Source organism: Actinomadura kijaniata, from assembly GCF_014138665.1.
Taxonomy (GTDB): domain Bacteria; phylum Actinomycetota; class Actinomycetes; order Streptosporangiales; family Streptosporangiaceae; genus Spirillospora; species Spirillospora kijaniata.
The window spans coordinates 43,335-62,177 of record NZ_JACJIA010000002.1 but is presented as its reverse complement, the minus strand read 5'-3'; the positions used below and the strand labels follow the sequence as shown (position 1 = coordinate 62,177).

Here is an 18,843-nt window from a genome sequence, read left to right as displayed (position 1 = left end):
GCGCACAATGGTGGGCGTGATCGATATGTCGCGGGACGAGTTCGAGAACCTGGTGGCCGAGGCCCTCGACACCATCCCGTCCGAGCTGACCGCACTCATGCGCAACGTCGTCATCGTCGTCGAGGACGACGCCCCCGAGCCCGGTCTGCTCGGCCTTTATCAGGGCGTACCCCTCACCGAGCGCGGTGACTGGTACGCGGGCGTCCTGCCCGATCACATTTCGATCTACCGCAACGAGACGTTGCAGATCTGCGACAGCCCCGAGGACGTCGTCGAGGAGGTCCGGATCACGGTGGTCCACGAGATCGCGCATCATTTCGGAATCGACGACGACCGGCTGCACCAGCTCGGATATTGAGTCCGGCGGCGCCCGAACGGCGAGGTGGGGGGCGGTCCCCACGGGGGCGATACCGCGCGTTCCGGCAGATCACGGGACGGCAAAGGTGCCCGCCAATTGCCCACTCTGGGTCACATAACTACCACGCAGCGTGAGTTAATGGGAGTGTCGCCCGGCGAGCGCCGGACGGAACTGGAGCGCGCGTGGCGGAAAAGCAGACCGGGCGGCACCGGCGTCCCCCGGAGGCCCAGGCCACCTACCGCGAGGTGTTCGCGGTGGGGGAGTTCCGCGCGCTCTGGGCGGCGCAGGCGCTGTCGTTCGTCGGGGACCAGCTGGCGCAGGTCGCGCTGGCGGTGCTCGTCTACAGCAACACCGGCTCGGCGCTGCTCACCGCCCTCACCTACGCCCTGACCTACCTGCCGCCGATCGTGGGCGGCCCGGTGCTGTCGGGGCTGGCCGACCTGTTCCCGCGCCGCACCGTGATGGTGGTGTGCGACGTGCTGCGCGCCGCGCTGGTCGGGCTGATGGCGGTGCCGGGGCTGTCGATGTGGGCGCTGAGCGCGCTGGTGTTCGCCACGGTGCTGCTCGGCGCGCCGTTCAGCGCGGCACGGGCGGCGGTGCTGCCGGACGTGCTGGACGGCGACCGCTACGTCGCCGGGTCCGCGATCAACAACATCACCCACCAGGCCAGCCAGATGGTCGGGTTCGTGGCGGGCGGCGCGGTGATCGCGGCGGTGGGCGAGCACCGGGCGCTGGCGCTGAACGCCCTGACGTTCGCGGTGTCGGCGCTGATCCTGCTGGCGGGGACGCGGCGGCGGCCCGCCCCCAAGCGGCGCGGGCGCCAGTCGCTCGGCCTGTGGCGGGGCACCCGCGACGGGGCGCGGCTGGTGTTCGGCGACCCGACGCTGCGGGCGCTGGTGTCGTTCGCGTGGCTGTGCGGGTTCTACGTGGTCCCCGAGGGGCTGGCCGCGCCGTACGCGGCGACGTTCGACGGCAGCCCCGTGACGGTGGGGCTGCTGATGTCGGCGATGCCCACGGGGATGGTGCTGGGCGCGTTCGTCTACAGCCGGTTCGTGCGGCCCACCAACCGGATCCGGTCGATGGGCTGGATGGCGATGCTGGCGTGCGCCCCGCTGGTGGCCTCGGCCATGCATCCGCCGCTGTGGGCGGTGCTGGCGCTGTGGGCGCTGTCCGGGGTCGGCAGCGCCTACCAGCTCGCGGCGAACGCGGCGTTCGTCGCGGAGGTCCCGGCGGAGGGGCGCGCCCAGGCGTTCGGGCTCGCCCAGTCCGGCATCCTCGCCGGTCAGGGCTGCGGGATCCTGGCGGCCGGCGCGGCGGCGCAGCGGCTCGGCCCCGAGACGGTGGTGGCGCTGGCGGGCGCGCTGGGGCTGTCGGCCGCGGCGATCCTCGCCGTGAACTGGAACCAGGTCCGCGGCACGGTGATCGCGGCGATCCGCGACCGGTCCGAACCCGCCCCCGTGCGGGCCCCCGGCCGTTCGGAGGAGGCGCGGGCGAACGGCCGGTCGTCGTACGCGGGGGATCGGCGCGCGTCGGCCCCGTGAGGGGTCAGGCGGTCTTGCTGGTGGCCTTCTCGTGGACCTCCCTGGCCTTGACCTTCGCCTTGGTGATCATGTCCTGTACGGCGGGCGACTCCTCGGCCTTCTTCAGCAGGTCCTCGCCGACCGAGGCGGGGGCGCCGTCCTCCGGCATCACCAGCCAGGCGATCGCGTACAGCGCGATCCCGGCGCCGCCGAAGAAGGTGAACGCGCCCAGCCCGAGCCGGACGAGGTTGGGGTCGACGCCGAAGTAGCGGCCGACGCCGGCGCACACCCCGGCGACCATCTTGCCGTCGCGGGTGCGGCGCAGCTTGCGGTCGGTCGGGGCGATGTCCTTGTTCATGTCCATGACCCGATGGTGCGCCACGGGGACCGGCGGCCGCATCGGGGAACGGCCCTGACCCGTCCCTGACCGCACCCCGGACCCGCGGCGGAGGCGGGGCCCGCCGTACCCTGACGGCGGACCCCGGTGGAAGGAAGGACCCCTCATGGACGTGCTGCGCGTCGATGACCAGCTCACCGACGAGGAACGGATGATCCGCGACACCGTGCGGGCGTTCACGGCCGAGAGGGTCGCGCCGCACGTGGCCGGGTGGTTCGAGGAGGGGACCTTCCCCGCCCGGGAGCTGGCCCCCGAGCTGGGCAAGCTGGGCCTGCTCGGCATGCACCTGGAGGGGTACGGCTGCGCCGGGGCGAGCGCGGTCGCCTACGGGGTCGCCTGCCGGGAGCTGGAGGCCGCCGACTCGGGGCTGCGCAGCTTCGTGTCGGTGCAGGGCTCGCTGGCGATGGCCGCGATCCACAAGTACGGGTCGGAGGCGCAGAAGAACGAGTGGCTGCCGCGGATGGCGGCGGGCGAGGCGATCGGCTGCTTCGGCCTGACCGAGCCCGACCGCGGCTCCGACCCCGGCGACATGCGCACCCGCGCCCGCCGCGACGGCTCCGACTGGATCCTGAACGGCGCCAAGATGTGGATCACCAACGGGTCGGTCGCCGACGTCGCGGTCGTGTGGGCCCGCACCGACGAGGGCGTCCGCGGCTTCCTGGTGCCCGCCGGGACCCCCGGCTTCACGGCCTCCGACATCCACCGGAAGCTGTCGCTGCGCGCCTCGGTCACCTCCGAACTGGTCCTGGACGACGTCCGCCTGCCCGCCGACGCGGTCCTGCCGGACGTCACCGGCCTGAAGGGCCCGCTGGGCTGCCTGTCGGAGGCGCGCTACGGCATCCTGTGGGGCGCGGTGGGCGCGGGCCGTTCCTGCTACGAGGCGGCGGTGGAGTACGCGAGGACGCGCGAGCAGTTCGGCAGGCCGATCGGGGGGTTCCAGCTCACGCAGGAGAAGCTGGCCTGGATGGAGGTCGCTCTCGGCCAGGCCGGGCTGGTGGCGCTGCACGTCGGGCGCCTGAAGGACGGGCCCGGGGTGACGCCGCAGCAGGTGTCGTTCGGCAAGCTGGCCAACGTCCGCGCCGCGCTGGACGTCGCCCGCCAGGCCCGGACGATCCTCGGCGCGAACGGCATCACCCTCGAATATCCGGTGCTCCGCCACATGAACAACCTGGAGAGCGTGCTGACCTACGAGGGCACCCAGGAGATCCACACGCTGGTCCTGGGACAGGCGATCACCGGGATCGCGGCCTACCGCTGACCTACGGGTGGGGTCGGGGCGGCGGCCGGAAGCCCGGCGGGGGCGTGCCGTTGGACGGCGGGGCCGGACGGGGCGGCGGAACGCTGCCGTTCGGCGGCGGCGCGTACGGCGGCGGAGGCGGCGCGGGCGGCGTGGCCTGGGGGAACGCGTCGGCGGAGACGTAGTGGTCGATGTTGCCCGGCAGGTCGCGCAGCTCGCGGTCGCGCCAGTGGTGCAGGGCCGCCTGGGCGATCTCCAGCTCGGCGCGGACCGTGGCCTCCACCATGCGGGGCAGGGCGGCGTCGCGGGCCTCGCGGAGCAGGCGGGCCTGGGTGAGGATGTCCTCGCCCGCCAGGATCTGGGCGTTCTGCTCCCGGCGGCCCAGCTCGCGGGCGACCAGGTGCCGCCACCTCTCCTCGTCCTCCAGGATCCGCTCGTAGAGGTTCTGGCGGGGCATCAGCGACAGCAGCAGCTTCACGAAGATCGGCAGGATCTCGATCGACGTGAACAGCAGCATCAGCAGCAGGTGCGCCCAGAACAGCGTGCCGGAGCGGTCGGTCAGCCGGTCCAGCGCCTCCAGGCGCTTGAGCAGGCCGGTGGCGTTGGCGTTGCGGGCGGCGAAGCCCGCGTTCAGCTCGTTCTGCTGCCGCTGGAGTGTGGCCAGCTCGGGGCGGACCTTCCCCAGGCGTTCCTGGGCGGCCCGGAGGTTCTCGGCGCGGGCGGTGGTGCCCTGCCGCCGCAGCTGGTCCCGGCGGTCGGCGATCTGGGTTCGGACGTCGTTCAGCTCGGCCTCGGCGGCGGTCAGCTCGCGGCGGCGCTCGCGGGCGAGGGGGCCCTCGCCGGCGCGGCAGCGGCCGGAGCCGCCCAACTCGCACAGCAGTCCCTTGCGGGCGTCGGCGACGCGCCTGAGCGCCTGCTCCTCGCGGGAGCGCAGGCCGACGATGGTGGGGTCGGCGTTCAGGTCCGCACCGGTGTCGCCGCCGGAGGCGATCGTCCGCTCCAGCTGCTTGGCCTCGGTGTCCAGAGCGGCGATGCGGCGGCCGAGGGAGCCATTGGCGGCCGCCGCGGCGTTCCCGTCGGCGCCGGCGCGCTTCATGACCTCCAGCTCCGCCTGGATCTCCCGGTCGAAGACCTGGAGGGTCAGCGGCGTCGACACCACGAACCCGATCAGCAGCGCGAACAGCAGCCGGGGAAGCGCCGGCAGCACGGTCTGCCACCAGAGGGGCTGGCGGTTGACCGTGGTGACCAGCCACCGGTCCAGCATCATGATCGCCAGACCCCAGAGCGTGGCGAACACGACCGCCACCGCCAGCGGGGCCCGCACCGCCATCGCCAGCGCGAACGCCATGGAAATCGCGGCCATCACCGCGGTGATCAGCACCGCCGCGCCTATTCCCTGGTATTTGCCCACCTCGGTGGGGCAGCGCGCGAGGATTTCCGGTCGCGCGCCCGACAGCCAGATCAGTGGACGAAAGCGCGGGGAATTCTTCATGGACGCTGCTTTCCGTGGGGAACGGCGCGGTCGCGCGGCACGGGCGCGCGGGTGAACGGGGCCGGCGGGGCGTGCCAGCGCAGCCGGGGCGGGGCCGGGGCGCCGGAAAGGCGGGGCGGCGGCACGCGGCGCGCCAGCGGACCGCGCGCGAACCGGCTCACGCGGGCGCGCAGCACGGCAAGCAACGGCCGGTGCCGGGTGACGGCGGGCTCGTTCAGGGCGACCGAGGGCGGGGTCAGGGCGCGGATCCGGGGACGGGGGGTTTCCTCACGAGCTGGGTCCATGCCGACCTGTTCTTTTCCGGGATTCCCGTCGATGGACTCGTCGGGCCGACAAGACGGGCAGGATAGCGCGCGTTCCGGAGCGCTTCTCTGTGGCGGACGACACCCTTCGGCGAATGTGGCCGCATCCGGCCAACGGCGAACGAAAAGCCGCCCCGGAGCATCGTTGTTTGTGTCTCTGGCCATTAATCGCCGGTATCGCTTCCCATAGAATCCGGCGACCATCAGGAACACCCCGCACCCCCGAACGGTCGGAATGCTCAACGTCGCGGAAACCTGCGTGGGCACCCACGCCCTCGGCCCCGGCCGCCGGTCGGTCGTCTGGGTGCAGGGTTGCCCGTTCCATTGCGCGGGCTGCCTCGCGCCCGAGTGGATCCCCGACGTCCCGGCCCGCCGGGTCGCCCCTGTGGACCTGGCGGCCGAACTGCTCGCCGACCCCGCCGTCACCGGCCTGACGTTCTCCGGTGGGGAACCGATGGAGCAGGCCGCGGGCCTGGCCGAGACCGCCCGGCTGGCCCGCCGCGCCCGCCCGGACCTGACGCTGGTCTGCTTCACCGGGCACCGTCTGGAACGCCTGCGCGACCGCCCCCCGAACCCCGGCGTGCCCGCCCTGCTCGCCGCGGCCGACGTGCTGATCGACGGCCTGTACGTCGCGGTCCGCGACGACGACCGGGGCCTGCGCGGCAGCGCCAACCAGCGCGTCCACCACCTGACCGACCGGCTGCGCCACGTCGACCTGACCGGCGGCCCCCGCCGCATCGAGGTGCGGATGCGCGGCGCCGAGGCGCTGTTCGTGGGCGTTCCGTCCCGCGCGATGGCCGCCCTCTACCCGCCTGCCGACGGAAGGAGCGCCCAGTGAGTGGAGCCAAGCGCATCACGGTGGACGAGGCGGCGTGGCGGCAGGCCGCCGCCGCGGCGGCGCGGCTGCGCGCCGTGCAGCGCGACGTCCCCGCCCTGCTGGACAACGTCCGCCGCGCGCAGCGCGCCGAGGCCGACCGCGTGTTCGCCGCGATCGACGAGCGGCAGCGCCGCCTTGACGAGAGCCTGGCGGACCTCAGCGAGCAGGCCCGCACCGTCGAACGCCGCGCCGCCCGCCACCTGCGCGAGCAGAACGACCGCGTCCGCGCCGCCCACGAGGGGCTCCGCGCCGGGACCGCGCGGGCCCTCGCCGACCAGGAGCGGCGTCTCCGTGCGGCCCTGGCGGAAGGAGAACGCGAGGTCGCCGGGCTGCGCGCCGACCGCGAGCGCGCCGCCGCCACCGCCGAACAGACCCTCGCCGACGCCCGCGTGGAGGCCGCCGCTATCCGCGACCACCTCCCGCACGGACGGTTCGCGCCCGGCGCGCTCGACCGCCTGGAACACCGCCTCGCCACCGCCGAGCGCAACCTCGCGTCCGGGCTCGGCGGCGAGTCCCTCAGCCTCCTCCAGGACACCCATCTCGACCTGGTGGAACTGCGCGCCGACCTCGCCCTGCGCGACCGCGAGTGGCAGTCGGCCCGGCTGGCGGCCCTGCACGCCCTCACCGTCGTCGCCGAACGCGTCGCGTTCAGCGCCCACCCGCCCGCGCCCGACGAGAACGGCGATCCGATCGCCGGGCTCACCTACGACGTGGACCACTGGTCGGGCGGCGACCTGGCACGGCTCCGCGCGGAGGTCGCCGCCCGCACCGAGCGGGTCGCCCCGGCGGACACGCCGCTGACCACCGACGAGCTTCGCGCCGTCGTCCGGCGGGAGGCCCCCGACCTGGAGCGCCGTCTCGACGAGGTGGTCGCGAGGGCGGGCACGGCGCTGCTGGCGTCCCAGGCCCGGATGAACGTCGCCGCGTTCGTCGTCGGGGCCGTGCAGGAGGCCACCGGCTACACCTGGACCGGCAACGGGTACGCGGCCGGGGACCAGCGCGGCGCGTTCCTCAGCCGGCTGGCCGCCCTCAACGACAACGAGATCGTCGTGGAGGTCGCGCACGAGGAGGACCCCAACGGTTCGCCCGGCCCGCTGACGGTGCGGCTGCGCTCGCTCGACCACGACACCGTCTCGGCGGAGGACCTGACCGCCCGCGCCCGCGAGATCGTCGCGGTGCTGCGCGCCGACGGCCTGCCGGTCGGCGACCCGGTCGCCGAACCGGTCCCGCCCGAGCTGCCCCGCGCCGACCTGGACGCCCTGCGCGAGCGGCGCGGTTCCGAGCACCGGCCGGATGCTCGGTGACGGGACCCTCCGGGCGGCCGGCCGCCCTGCGCCGCGCCGCCGCCATGCCCGACCCCGTGCTGCTCGTGCACGGGCCGGGGGCCGACGACGCGTTCGTGGACGACGCCTACCGCACCTACGGGATCGAGGAGGCGCTGTGGGAGGCGCTGCACGCCGCCGGGTTCGCGCGGATCGTGTTCTACTCCCCGCGCCGCAAGATCTACTTCCGGGACGCCGAGTCGCGCCGCCGCACCGTCCCGGCGGCCCCGGCGCCGCGCCGCCGCGTCCCGCCCGGCTTCACCGGCCCGCTCGGTGACCGAATGGTCATCGCCCCGCCCCGCCCCCCCGGGCCGACCGGCGGGATGCGCGACGAGCACGCCGTGATGACCCTCGACCACCTCATGCGGCAGGACGACCACCGCACCGCCGTGGTGGTCCTGCACGCCGAGGAGGTGCTGGGCCACACCGTCGCGGGCCGGGCGCTGGCGTCGGTGTTCGCCGAGTGGACCGCCTACCGGGGCAGCGCCCGCAACAAGTGCGTGCTGGTGTTCCGGCGGCCGTCGCTGGAGGAGGTGCGCGCGTTCGTGTGGGACCTGCGGGCGTTCCCGACGCTGGAGGAGCAGGCCCGCCGCCTGGCCGGGCGCGGCGACCGGCCCGGCCGCCTCGGCGCTCCCGACGAGGCCGAGCTGGCCCGGTTGCTGCACGTGCGCCGCCTGTCCAAGCCGCCGCTGACAGTGCCCGACTGGGCCGCCCTGCCCGCGATCCTGCGCGCCATGGCCGCAGCGGGGGCCCTGGCCCGCGACTGGGAGGACCGGCTGCGCGACCTGGCCGAGAACGCCGTTCCCCTGACCCCGGAGGTCCTGCGCGAACGCGGCTGGGTCCCCTCCGTCACCGACCCCGGCGAGGACGTGTGGCAGCGCCTGGACCGCCTCGCCGGGCTCGGCCCCGTCAAGGAGTACCTGCGCGGCAAACGCCACCTGGTCGAGGCCCGCGAGCGCCTCGGCTCGACCGGCCAGCCCCTCACCCACCACCTGGTGTTCCTCGGAAACCCCGGCACCGGCAAGACCACCGTCGCCCGCCTGGTCGGCGAGATGTACCGGGAGCTGGGCGTGCTACACCAGGGTCACCTGGTGGAGGCCAAGGCCGCCGACCTGGTCGGCCAGCACGTGGGCGAGACCCGCCAGAAGACCGCCGTGCTGGTCGAGAGCGCGCTCGACGGGGTCCTGTTCGTGGACGAGGCGTACGCGCTGGCCGAGTCGGCCGGGGGCTTCGCCGAGGAGGCGATCGACACGCTCCTGACGATGATGGAGAACGAGCGCCACCGCCTCGTCGTCATCGTCGCCGGATACCCCGACCGGATGCGCGGCTTCCTGGACGCCAACCCCGGCCTGCGCCGCCGCTTCCCCGAGGGCAACGTCGTCACCTTCCCCGACCATGACGTGCCCACCCTCACCGAGATCCTGCTGACCCGCCTGCGCGATCACGGGCTGACCTGGTCCGGCGAGACCGAGGCGGCGCTGCGCCGGGTCGTGGCGGGCCTGCACCGCACCCGCGGCGCCGACTTCGGCAACGCCGCGGCGATGCTGACCCTGGCCGACGAACTCCTCGAACGCCTCGCCGTCCGCAGCCGGGGCCGCGCCGACCGTCCGCTGGAAACCGGCGACCTGCCCGAGCGCCTCGCCCCGTTCCTGGCACCCGCGCTGCCCGCCGACGCGTCGGACCTGACCGGCCTGCTCGGCGGCCTCCACGACATGATCGGCCTCGCCCCGGTCAAGGAGTCGGTGCGCGCCCTGGTCGCCCAGCTGAGGCTCCGGCAACGCCGGGGACGCGGCCGGGTCGTCGCGCCCCACCTGCTGTTCCTCGGCCCGCCCGGCACCGGCAAGACCACCGTGGCCCGCGAGATCGGCCGGATCTTCCGCGAGCTGGGGCTGCTGCCCAGCGGGCACGTCGTGGACGCCGCCCGCGACGAGCTGGTGGGCCGCTACGTCGGGCACACCGCCCCGATGACCCGCGCCAAGATCGACGAGGCGATGGGCGGGGTGCTGTTCCTCGACGAGGCCTACCGGCTGGCGGGCGAGCGCGACGACTTCGGCCGCGAGGCCCTGGACACCCTCAACCAGGAGATGGAGAACCGCCTGGGCCGCCTCACCGTGATCGCCGCCGGCTATCCCGACGAGATGCGCCGGTTCCTGGCCGCCAACCCCGGCCTGCGGTCCCGGTTCACCACGCACCTGGAGTTCCCGGCGTACTCCACCGGCGAGCTGCTGGCCATCCTCGACCGGACCGCCGCCGAGCAGGGCTACCGGCTGTCGCCGGAGGCCCGGACCCGCGCCGGGGCCTGGCTGGAGGCCGAACGCCGCGCCCATCCCCGCGACTTCGGCAACGCCCGCGCCGTGCGGCGGCTGTTCGGCCCGATGGTGACGGCCATGGCGCTGCGCGTGGACGGCGATCCCGACGCCGACCTCGACCTGTTCCTGCCGGAGGACGTGCCGCATGCGACCTGACCGGGAGGAGCGGGCGGCCTGCCCGGTGTGCGGATGCCTCGTGCGGGCGGTCGAGACCGGCTGCGCCGAGTGCTCGTGGGAGCTCAACACCTCCTGGCGGTTCGGCGCGCCGGACGTGGCGGCGTTCGAGGCCCGCCTGGCCGGGGCACGCCGCGCCCACGACCTGGCCGCCGCCGTCCGGGCGGGCCTGACCGCCGGCGCGCCCGTCCGGGGCGGCGCGCCCTCCCCGGACGAGTGGGACCGGGCCCGCGCCGCCGCGGCCCCGCCCCCGGTCTCCGACCGTCCGCTCCGCGCCGCCCTGGCAGAGGCCCTGGACCGGCTGCGCCCCGGCCGTCCGGTCACCGTCGTGGAGGTCGGCGCGGCGGGACTGGTCCGCACCGACCTGACCGCCGACGGGCTCGGCGTCCCGCGGGGCCACGACGCGGCGACCCGGACCTCCTGGGACGCCCTCGCCCCGATGCTGGCGCGTGACCCCGCCGAACTGCGCTTCCAGCTCGCGGGGGGCCTGGCCGACCTGGACCGGAGGGCGCTGTGGGCGGCCCTGTCGGACACGCTCCCGCGCGGCCTCGGCGGCGACGTCCTGCTGGTCCGCCGCGAGCCCGGCTGGCCCGTCCCCGACCGCGCCGTCCACGTCCTGCGCCGCCGCCATCCCCACGCCCGCGTCGTCTCCGCGGGCCGCCGCGGCGCGACGGAGATCCTCCGGGAGCTGATGGACGCCCTGCCCATCCGCCACACCGTCGGGCTGGCCGCCGCCGCGCTGGAACCCGGGACCCGCCGTCTCATCCCCGCCCTGCTGCCGCTGTTCCCGCCCGGCACCCGCCCCGGGGCCGAGACGACGGTCACGCTGCGCCGCCCGCCCGGCGACGCCCCCACCACGGTCCTGGCCGCCGTCGCCGCCCACGGCGACCGCTGGGACCTGCTGACCTGCGTCGAGACCGCCGTCTCCGACACCGTCACGGTCCACGCCGCCCTCGGCGGCCCCCGCGACGTCCGCCTCACCGCGCCCGGCCTGACCCCCCGCGCCGCCACCCTCCCCGACCTGCTCGACGCGATCCCGCCCCGGCTGGAGATCCTGACCGAGCCCGTCGACCTGCTCGTCGCGATCGAGCTCGGCGGCCTCGATGGCCGCGTGCGGCGCCGCCTGGACCTGGTCCGCGACCTGCTGCGCGCCGTCGACCCGGCGCTGGTCCGCGCCGCGGTGTACGGCTACCGCGACCACGCCTACGGGCGGGGCCGCGAAGGCCGCCCCGTCCTCGACGGCGAGTGGCTCGCCCCCGTCGCCGCGGCCCTCGACACGCTGGACCGCCTGCGCCCGAGCCTGCTGGAGTACACGGACGCCGCCCCGCTGGAGGACGCCCTCACCGAGCTCGCCCAGCGCGCCAACGCGGCCCCTCCGCCCCGCCGCGCCGTCCTGCTGACCGTCGCGTCCCGGCCGCCGCACCCGCAGGTGCAGGGCGACGGCGACGTGCTGCCCTGCCAGTTCGAACGTGGCTGGCAGACCGCGCTGTGGAGCCTGGTCGGCCGCACCGATGCCGCGTGCGTCACGGTGCTGGACGGCGAGGCGTTCGCCGCCGACCGCGCCTGGCACGACCTGGGCCGAGCCGCCCGGCTCCCGCTCGACGGCACCGACGCCCGGCGGCTCGGCACGGCCTTGGGCCTGCTGCCGTCGGTCCCGCAGACCCTCTCCCTCCCGCTGGCCGAAACGGAACGAGGTCCCCGGTGAGCAACCCCTCACAGTTCGCCCCACCGCCGCGCAGCGCCCCGCCCGGCCCGGCGGGCGGCACCGACAACCCGAACATCGCCCAGCCGCAGCGCCAGATGCGCCGCATCGGCCTGTGGGGGGCGCCGGAGAGCGGCAAGACGACGTTCCTGGCGGCGCTCCAGGTCGCGGTGCTGCGCAGCCCCGAGGACTGGATGCTGTACGGGGTGAACGAGGAGTCCAACGACTTCCTCGACACCCAGACCGCGCTGCTCACCCAGCGGCGGCGCTTCCCGTCCGCGACGGCGGATTCGGAGGCGTTGAGCTGGACGCTGCGCGGCACGGTCGCGCTGCCGGCGGTCGGCCGGTTCCGCAGGAGGCCGCGCGAGGCACCGCTGGAGTTCAACATCGACCTGCTGGACAGCCCCGGCGTCGTGTTCGCCAGCCGGCTGGCGCCGGTGGCCGACGGCGACAACCTCGGCTTCGACGGCGGAAACCTGGGGTTCGAGGACGAGTCTGCCGAGGCCGCGCCCACCACCGACGAGGACCGGGTCATCGAGCACCTGGCGGGCTGCGACGGGATCATCTACCTGTTCGACCCGACCCGGGAACGCCGCCAGGGCGACGCCTACTCCTACTTTCAGCGGACCCTGCTGAAGCTGTCGCGGCAGGTGTTCCGCGACCGGGGCTCGCCCGACGGCCGCCTGCCGCAGCACCTGGCGGTGTGCGTGACCAAGTTCGACGCGCCCGAGGTGTACCGGCGGGCCCGGCTCGGCGGCTACCTCACCTACGAGGACACCCCGCAGATGCTGCCCCGGGTCCGCGAGGACTCGGCGGGCCACTTCTTCCAGGAGCTGTGCCGCGACTCCAAGGTCGGCAACGCCGACCTGGTGCTCAGCAGCATCCAGAAGTACTTCCACCCCGACCGGGTGCGGTACTTCGCGACCTCGGCGGTCGGGTTCTACCTCGGCGAGTCCGACCGGTTCACCGAGCAGGACAACATCAACGTCGTCAAGACGCCGACCGGCGAGGTCGAGATCCGCGGGAAGGTCTGGCCGATCAACGTCGTGGAGCCGGTGCTGTGGCTGGGCCAGCGCCTGCCGCGGATCGCGCGCTGACCGGGAACCGGGCGGAGGGGATGAGCGTATGGTGCGGGTGACGGCGGGCTGGGCGCTGTTCGGCAAGCGCCCCGGGAGCAGCGACGACTACGGCGTGCTCAACTGCAGCCGGGAGCCGTTCCGCGCGGCCGAGTTCGAGGCGATCCTGCGCCGGTACGCGCTGGGCACCCCGCCCGTCCACCGCGAGGGCGAGGACGCCCTGCCGTGGGTGGCGGTGAGCTGGGTCGGCAAGGCCCCCAACCGGTATCTGGGCATGTCGATCCAGCGGTGGAGCGACCACCGCGACGGCGCGGGCCGCCCGATCGCGTTCACCACCTACATCTGCGTGCCCTACCGCGAAGTGGAACGCGCCCCGGTGTCCTACGAGGCGATGTACCGGGCGCTGCGGGCGTTCGACCCGCCGATGGACGGCCCCGGCGAGATGGCGACCCTGGACCTGGACGGGTACTCGGCGGACGACCTGGCCGGCGCGGTGGACCGGCACGACCGGGAGCGCGTCGCCCGCACCGCCGCGATGCTGCTGGTGGGGAACGTGGACGTGCTGCACGCCGGGGAGTCCTCGGTGCTGGAGCGACTGCGGTTCCTGGACGCCGTCGCGGCGCTGCTGCCCTACGGGTACCGGGCCGACTTCTCCGCCGCGACGTGGGCGACGGGCCGCGCGCCCAACATCCGGCTGGCGTTCACCCGGAGGCCCCGCGAGGGGTCCCGGCAGATGCCCTGGCGCGGCCCGGTGGAGCCGGGCCCGCTCCCGGCGGTGGCGGGGGAGTACACCGAGCAGGTCTCCGAGATCTGGCGGCGCTACCACGACCTGCCGAAGCTGCTGGGCTACCTGGCGTCCAAGTCGGTGCCGCGCGAGTTCCGCGACCCCTCGCACGCGGTGGTCGACCTCGCCGACCTGGACCGCCCGCTGCGGCTGCTGGCGGTCGCCGAACGCGGCGGCACCCCCGGCGCGGACGCCGCGCGCGAACTGCTGTCCGGCCCGCGCCTGGCCGAGATCCCCGCCGACCGGCACGGGACGCTCGTGGAACGGTTGCTGCGCGGCGGCGACCCGGGCGATCTGGACCTGGCCGACGAGTACTGGGAGCGGGTGCCGGCCACCGACCGGGAACGCGTCCGCCGGACCCTGGCGGCGGCGGCCCGCGACCTGCTGTGGACGGCCGGAGGGCCCGACCCCCGCGTGTCGCGGTACGTGGCGTTCGCGCGCCGCGACGGGATGCGCGACGCGTTCCTGGCCGACCTGCTGCGGCGGCACTCCAACCCCGCCCGCGACAACGCCGCCGCCCGCGCCCACGCCGCTGAGCTGCTGCGCGACGCGGTGGACCCCCGCGACGGCTCGCTGGCGCGGTCGCCGCTGGTGGCGGCGGTCGGCGGGTTCGGCGGGCTGGCCGCCGCGCTGCTGGCGGCCGAGGCCGCGGCTCCCGAACGGCTGGACGCCTGGCTGCACTGGTTCGGCGTGGCCGGGCTGCTGCCGGACGTGGTCCCGCTGTTCCGGAACCTGCTCGACCAGCGGGAGCCCGACCGCGCGGCCGTGCGGGGGCTCGTGCGGTCGCGGCCGGTCTGGGCGGCGGCGCTGCTGCGCGCGGCGGGCCGCCTGGGGCGGCTCGACCTGGCACTGCCGGGCGTCCTGGACTGGCTCGGCGAGCGGTCCGGCGGCCGGGGCCGCGAGGACTCCGACGCCGCCGTGGTCTCGGCGCTGCTGACGCTGGAGACGTCGCAGGTGGCCGGGTGCGGCGCGGCCGACGCGCTGCTGCTGGCGCTGGAGGGCGGGCCGCGGTTCTTCGCCGCCGCGCGCGGCGGCGACTGGGCGGAGTACGCGCGGGGCCTGGCCTGGGCCTGGCAGTGGCCACTTCCGCCCGCGACGCGGCGGACCCAGATCCGAGGCCTGGAACGCGTCCTGCTGCCCCGTCCCTGGTCCGGCGACACCACCCGCGCCGACGAGATCATCAACCTGGTGCGGGCGCTGGTCGCCCACTCCGCCGACGCCGACTGGTCCCCGGTCGCCCGCGTTCTGGACCGCGACCCGATGCTGGAGGGCAGGCCCGCCTTCCACGACCTGAAGGCGCTGCTCGGCCAGGCGACCCCGGCGTACGCGGCCGCGCCGCGGGAGGAACGGTGGCCGTTCGGCGGGGAGTCCCCGAGCGTGCCGCAGCCCGTCCGGGAGCCGGAGGCGGTGGTCCCGCCCCCGGCGTACGCCGTCGTCGACGGAGCCACCGACGATGTCGCCGATGCCGTCGCTGATGCCGTCGCCGACGATGTCGTCGACCAGGTGCTCGACTACTTCCTGGCGGAGTTCCAGGCGGTCGGGATCGCGGCGGTGCTGGCGAAGGTCGGCGCCTCGCAGTGGCAGATGCACGGGACGCAGGCCGCGTCGTTCGTACGGCGGGCGCGGCGGCGGCTCGCCGAGAGCCACGGCGAGGACTACGCCGAGAGCCAGGCGGTCCGGCTCGTCGAGCACATCCTGAAGGGCGACCTGGGGTCGCACCTGGTGCCGGAGTTCCGGGGCGCGCTGGCGGAGGAGGTGTCGCGGGAGACCGCGTTCCAGATGCGGCTGCTGGGGGCGGCCGTGCGCGGCTCGGAGGAGCCGCAGGGCCGCAGCCGCGGCAGACTGGAGGAGTCCCGCGCCCAGCTCGACCAGATCCTCAAGCAGGGCAGGGGCAGCCTTCTGCCGTGGCGCCGGTCGGCGGGCGAGGCGTGATCCGGGCGGTCCGGGTCGCGCTCGACGTGGGGGCGGCGACCACGGTGATGGTTCTGGGCGCGGCCGGGCCGGCCGGCGGGGCCGGGGCGGTGGTCTGGCCGACGCCCGCCCGCGACCGGGACCTGCCGCTGTTCCTGTCGGATCTCCTGAAGGAGGGCCGGACCCGCATGCCGGGGCGGATCGTCGGGACGGCCGTCGTGGTGTCCGACGCGTGGCTGGACGGCACCACCGAGGGGGCCCGCGCCCACGAGCGGCTGCGCGGGGTCGTGCTGGACGGCCTCGGCTGGCCGGACGTGAGCTGGCTCGGGCAGAGCGCCTGCCAGGCCGCCCACTGTGTCGGCTCGGGCCTGGCCGACGATGGGACGCTGCTGGTCTGCGCGCTGGGGGAGGGCACGGTCGGGGCCGCGCTGTGCGAGGTGTCGGGGGCGCACGTGCGGGTGGTGCGGGTGCGGGCCGCGCGGTGCGCGGACTTCGAGGCGAACGTGGCCGAGGCGGTGGCGGCGACGTCGCCGGCGGCGGCGTTCGCGGAGCGGTTCGCCGAGGTCAGGCGGGTGCAGGGGCGCCGGGCCGGGGTCGTGCTGGCGCGGGCGTGGACGCATCCGCGGTACCGGGAGGCCCCGGTGTACCGGATGAGCGAGGGCACGGTCACGGCGGGGACGCTGATCGACGCATTCGCCGGGGCGGCCGGCGCGCTGCGGGCGGCGGTGGACGGGGCGCTGGCCGGGACCGTGCCCGACCGGGTGGCGGCGGCCGGGCGGATCGGGGACTTCCCGCTGGTGGAGGCGGTGGTGGGGACGGCGACGGGACGTGCGGTGCGGTCGCTCGGGGCGGAGGCGGCGGTGCGCGGCGCGCTCCTGGTCGGGTCCGGGGCGGTGCGGGTGACGCCGCCGGAACGGCCCGCCGTCCGGCTCCCGCTGCACCGCGTCCGCAACGGCCTGCTCGACACCGAGCGCGTCCGGCTGGACCCCGCCGCCGACTTCGCGCCGGTCCTGGTGGAGATCCCGGCGGAGGGGATCGCGCCGTTCGACGTCGAGCTGGACGGCCGGGGGGTCGGCGTCCGGCTGCCCCGGCTGCGCCCCGGCACCTACCGGGTGGGGCTGCGGCCCGCGCACACCGGCCCCGGCGTGCTGGTGCTGTCCCCGACCGCCGGGGGCGAACCGTTCCTGTACCCGCTCGCGACGGAGGCGCTCCCATGATCGACGCCAAATCCCTGCTCGCCGCCGCGCTGGCCGAGGACGACCCGTTCACCGCGGTGCGGGCGGCCGCCGAGTGGGCGGCGCGGACGGTCGGCGGCGCGGCCGACGCCACCGGCGGCACCGACGACGTGGCGGCGTTCCGGGCGGTGGCCGGGCTGGACGACGCGCTGGAGGCGGTGGCCCGGCTGGCGGAGGCGGCCCCGGCGCTGGTGCGGGCTGCCGCGCCCGGCCGCCCCGTCGCCGAGCACCTGGACGCCCGCCGGGCCGCCCTGGCCCGCGCCCGCGAGATCCTGGCCCGGGACCGTGCCGACCTGGCCGAGCTGGGCGCCGCCGAACGCGACCTGACCGCCGCAGCCGCCGAGCACGACCGCCTCCGCGACCGCGTGGCCGAACTGCGCCGCCTCCGCGACCTGGCCGGCGCCCTCGACGCGCTGCGCGCCCAGCACGCGGCGCTGACCGCCGGGCTCGCCGCCCTCGCCGATCCCGTCGAGCAGGCCGAACGCGCCGTCGAGAAGGACGCCGGGGCCCTGCTGCGCCTCACCGAGGAGCAGCTGGACCTCCTGCGGCCAAGGGTTCGCCGGGCCCTGGAGGAGGCCGACGCCGGGAACGCCGAGCTGGCCGGGCTCCGCTCCCGGCTCGCCGAGGCCGAGGAACGCGTCGAGGCCGACCGCGCGGCCCTCGCCGGGGCCGCCGAGGGTTTCGAGAAGCTCCGCGAGCGGCATGAGCGCGTCCTCCGGCCGCTGCGGGCCTACCAGCGGGCGGACGAGGATCTGGCCAGGGGCCTCGGGTCGTCCCCGCTGGCCGGGGACTCGGGCCTGGACCTGGCCGCCCGGGAGCTCGAAGCCGTCGACCGGCGCCTGACCGAGGTGGACGAGCTGTTGACCACGGCTCTGGCTGAGCACGCCCGCGCCTACGAGGAGGCCCGCGCCGTTCTCGGGTGGTCCTGACCCCGTGGCGGCGGTCACAAGGTCACAAGGGGAGGGCGCGGCACCCGGTACCTTGGCAGTGACGGGCACAACGGCGTGCCGACGATCGTGTAGCGATGCTTAAAGTCGGAGTCCACGGTTACTAACTGGACCTCCTCCCACCCCCTGGGCAGACTCGTTGTCCCAGGTCAAGCGATGAACACAAGGAGCGGCATGAGAATCGGGATCGTCGGGGCCACCGGTCAGGTCGGCGGGGTGGTGCTCAGGATCCTCGCCGAGCGTGGGTTCCCGGTGGACGAGCTGCGGCTGTTCGCCTCGGCGCGCTCGGCGGGACGGAAGATCGCCTGGGGCGACGCCGAGGTGACCGTCGAGGACGCCGCGACCGCCGACTACGCGGGCCTGGACATCGCCATCTTCTCCGCGGGCAAGACCACCTCCAGGGAGCTGGCCCCCAGGGTGGCCGCCGCCGGGGCCGTCGTGATCGACAACTCCTCCGGCTGGCGGCTGGACCCCGACGTCCCGCTGGTCGTCGCCGAGGTCAACCCGCAGGCCGCCACCCGGCGCCCCAAGGGCATCATCGCCAACCCGAACTGCACCACCATGGCCGCCATGCCGGTGCTGCGCCCCCTCCACGAGGAGGCCGGGCTGCGGTCCCTGGTCGTCGCGACCTACCAGGCGGTCTCCGGCAGCGGCCTGTCGGGCGTCGCCGAGCTGCACGAGCAGACCCGCAAGGTCGTCGAGAACGCCGACCGGCTCACCCACGACGGCTCGGCCGTGGAGTTCCCCTCGCCGCAGGTGTACGCGCGGCCCATCGCGTTCAACGTGCTCCCGCTGGCGGGCTCCATCGTGGACGACGGCCTGGCCGAGACCGACGAGGAGCAGAAGCTCCGCAACGAGTCCCGCAAGATCCTGGGCATCCCCGACCTGAGGGTGTCGGGCACCTGCGTGCGCGTCCCGGTGTTCACCGGCCACTCCCTGCAGATCAACGCCGAGTTCGAGCGCCCGCTCTCGCCCGAGCGCGCCAGCGAGCTGCTCAGCAACGCGCCCGGCGTGGTCCTCACCGACATCCCGACCCCGCTCCAGGCGGCCGGCCAGGACCCCACCCACGTGGGCCGCATCCGCCGCGACGAGACCCGCGAGAACGGCCTGGCCCTGTTCGCCTCCGGCGACAACCTCCGCAAGGGCGCGGCCCTCAACGCGGTCCAGATCGCCGAGCTCGTCGCCGCCGAGTAGCCGACC

15 protein-coding genes are annotated in these 18,843 nt (G+C 75.4%); 12 read left to right on the top strand and 3 right to left on the bottom strand.

Annotation, left to right across the window (positions count from 1 at the left end; translation table 11 throughout):
• Nucleotides 1–7 precede the first annotated feature (7 nt).
• Nucleotides 8–358 carry a metallopeptidase family protein gene (locus HNR61_RS07405; protein WP_182842391.1) on the top strand — a complete coding sequence of 117 codons (351 nt, stop codon included), beginning with the start codon at nt 8–10 and terminating at the stop codon, nt 356–358.
• Nucleotides 359–540: 182 nt separating this feature from the next.
• A complete protein-coding gene (locus HNR61_RS07400; protein ID WP_182842390.1) occupies nt 541–1,899 on the top strand; it encodes an MFS transporter in 1,359 nt (452 codons plus the stop codon).
• Nucleotides 1,900–1,903: 4 nt separating this feature from the next.
• Here HNR61_RS07400 and HNR61_RS07395 read toward each other — a convergent pair whose 3' ends face one another.
• Nucleotides 1,904–2,242 carry a PspC domain-containing protein gene (locus HNR61_RS07395; protein ID WP_182842389.1) on the bottom strand — a complete coding sequence of 113 codons (339 nt, stop codon included), beginning with the start codon at nt 2,240–2,242 and terminating at the stop codon, nt 1,904–1,906.
• Nucleotides 2,243–2,381: 139 nt separating this feature from the next.
• Between HNR61_RS07395 and HNR61_RS07390 the strand changes: the two genes are divergently transcribed.
• Nucleotides 2,382–3,533, top strand: a complete 1,152-nt coding sequence (locus tag HNR61_RS07390; RefSeq protein WP_182842388.1) for an acyl-CoA dehydrogenase family protein — start codon at nt 2,382–2,384, stop codon at nt 3,531–3,533.
• A 1-nt stretch (nt 3,534) separates the two neighbouring features.
• On the opposite strand, the gene HNR61_RS07385 is transcribed toward HNR61_RS07390, so the two are convergent.
• Entirely contained in the window at nt 3,535–5,004 is a 1,470-nt protein-coding gene (locus tag HNR61_RS07385; protein ID WP_182842387.1) for a DUF4407 domain-containing protein, read from the bottom strand.
• Nucleotides 5,001–5,288 (bottom strand): hypothetical protein, encoded by a 288-nt coding sequence (locus HNR61_RS07380; protein ID WP_182842386.1) that lies wholly within the window; start codon nt 5,286–5,288, stop codon nt 5,001–5,003. The genes HNR61_RS07385 and HNR61_RS07380 overlap by 4 nt, the downstream gene beginning before the upstream one ends.
• Before the next feature lie 277 nt (nt 5,289–5,565).
• On the opposite strand from HNR61_RS07380, the gene HNR61_RS07375 reads away from it, so the two are divergent.
• From HNR61_RS07375 to HNR61_RS07335, 9 genes are all read left to right on the top strand, one after another.
• The gene (locus HNR61_RS07375) at nt 5,566–6,144 is read left to right on the top strand and encodes a 4Fe-4S single cluster domain-containing protein (RefSeq protein WP_220509121.1); all 579 of its coding nucleotides are present in this window, start codon (nt 5,566–5,568) and stop codon (nt 6,142–6,144) included.
• On the top strand, nt 6,141–7,487 hold the full coding sequence (locus HNR61_RS07370) for a coiled-coil domain-containing protein (protein ID WP_182842384.1): 1,347 nt from the start codon (nt 6,141–6,143) through the stop codon (nt 7,485–7,487). The genes HNR61_RS07375 and HNR61_RS07370 overlap by 4 nt, the downstream gene beginning before the upstream one ends.
• Nucleotides 7,484–9,970, top strand: coding sequence for an AAA family ATPase (locus HNR61_RS47385; protein ID WP_182842383.1), 2,487 nt, complete (start codon nt 7,484–7,486; stop codon nt 9,968–9,970). The genes HNR61_RS07370 and HNR61_RS47385 overlap by 4 nt, the downstream gene beginning before the upstream one ends.
• A complete protein-coding gene (locus HNR61_RS07360) occupies nt 9,960–11,693 on the top strand; it encodes a hypothetical protein (RefSeq protein WP_182842382.1) in 1,734 nt (577 codons plus the stop codon). Before HNR61_RS47385 ends, HNR61_RS07360 begins: the two co-directional genes overlap by 11 nt.
• The gene (locus HNR61_RS07355) at nt 11,690–12,787 is read left to right on the top strand and encodes a hypothetical protein (RefSeq protein ID WP_182842381.1); all 1,098 of its coding nucleotides are present in this window, start codon (nt 11,690–11,692) and stop codon (nt 12,785–12,787) included. Before HNR61_RS07360 ends, HNR61_RS07355 begins: the two co-directional genes overlap by 4 nt.
• A gap of 28 nt (nt 12,788–12,815) precedes the next feature.
• Nucleotides 12,816–15,482, top strand: coding sequence for a hypothetical protein (locus tag HNR61_RS07350; protein ID WP_182842380.1), 2,667 nt, complete (start codon nt 12,816–12,818; stop codon nt 15,480–15,482).
• Nucleotides 15,455–16,678, top strand: a complete 1,224-nt coding sequence (locus HNR61_RS07345; RefSeq protein ID WP_182842379.1) for a hypothetical protein — start codon at nt 15,455–15,457, stop codon at nt 16,676–16,678. Before HNR61_RS07350 ends, HNR61_RS07345 begins: the two co-directional genes overlap by 28 nt.
• On the top strand, nt 16,675–17,625 hold the full coding sequence (locus HNR61_RS07340) for a coiled-coil domain-containing protein (RefSeq protein WP_182842378.1): 951 nt from the start codon (nt 16,675–16,677) through the stop codon (nt 17,623–17,625). The genes HNR61_RS07345 and HNR61_RS07340 overlap by 4 nt, the downstream gene beginning before the upstream one ends.
• Nucleotides 17,626–17,817: 192 nt before the next feature.
• Nucleotides 17,818–18,837: an aspartate-semialdehyde dehydrogenase gene (locus tag HNR61_RS07335; protein ID WP_182842377.1), complete on the top strand. Its 1,020-nt coding sequence runs from the start codon at nt 17,818–17,820 to the stop codon at nt 18,835–18,837.
• Nucleotides 18,838–18,843 lie beyond the last annotated feature (6 nt).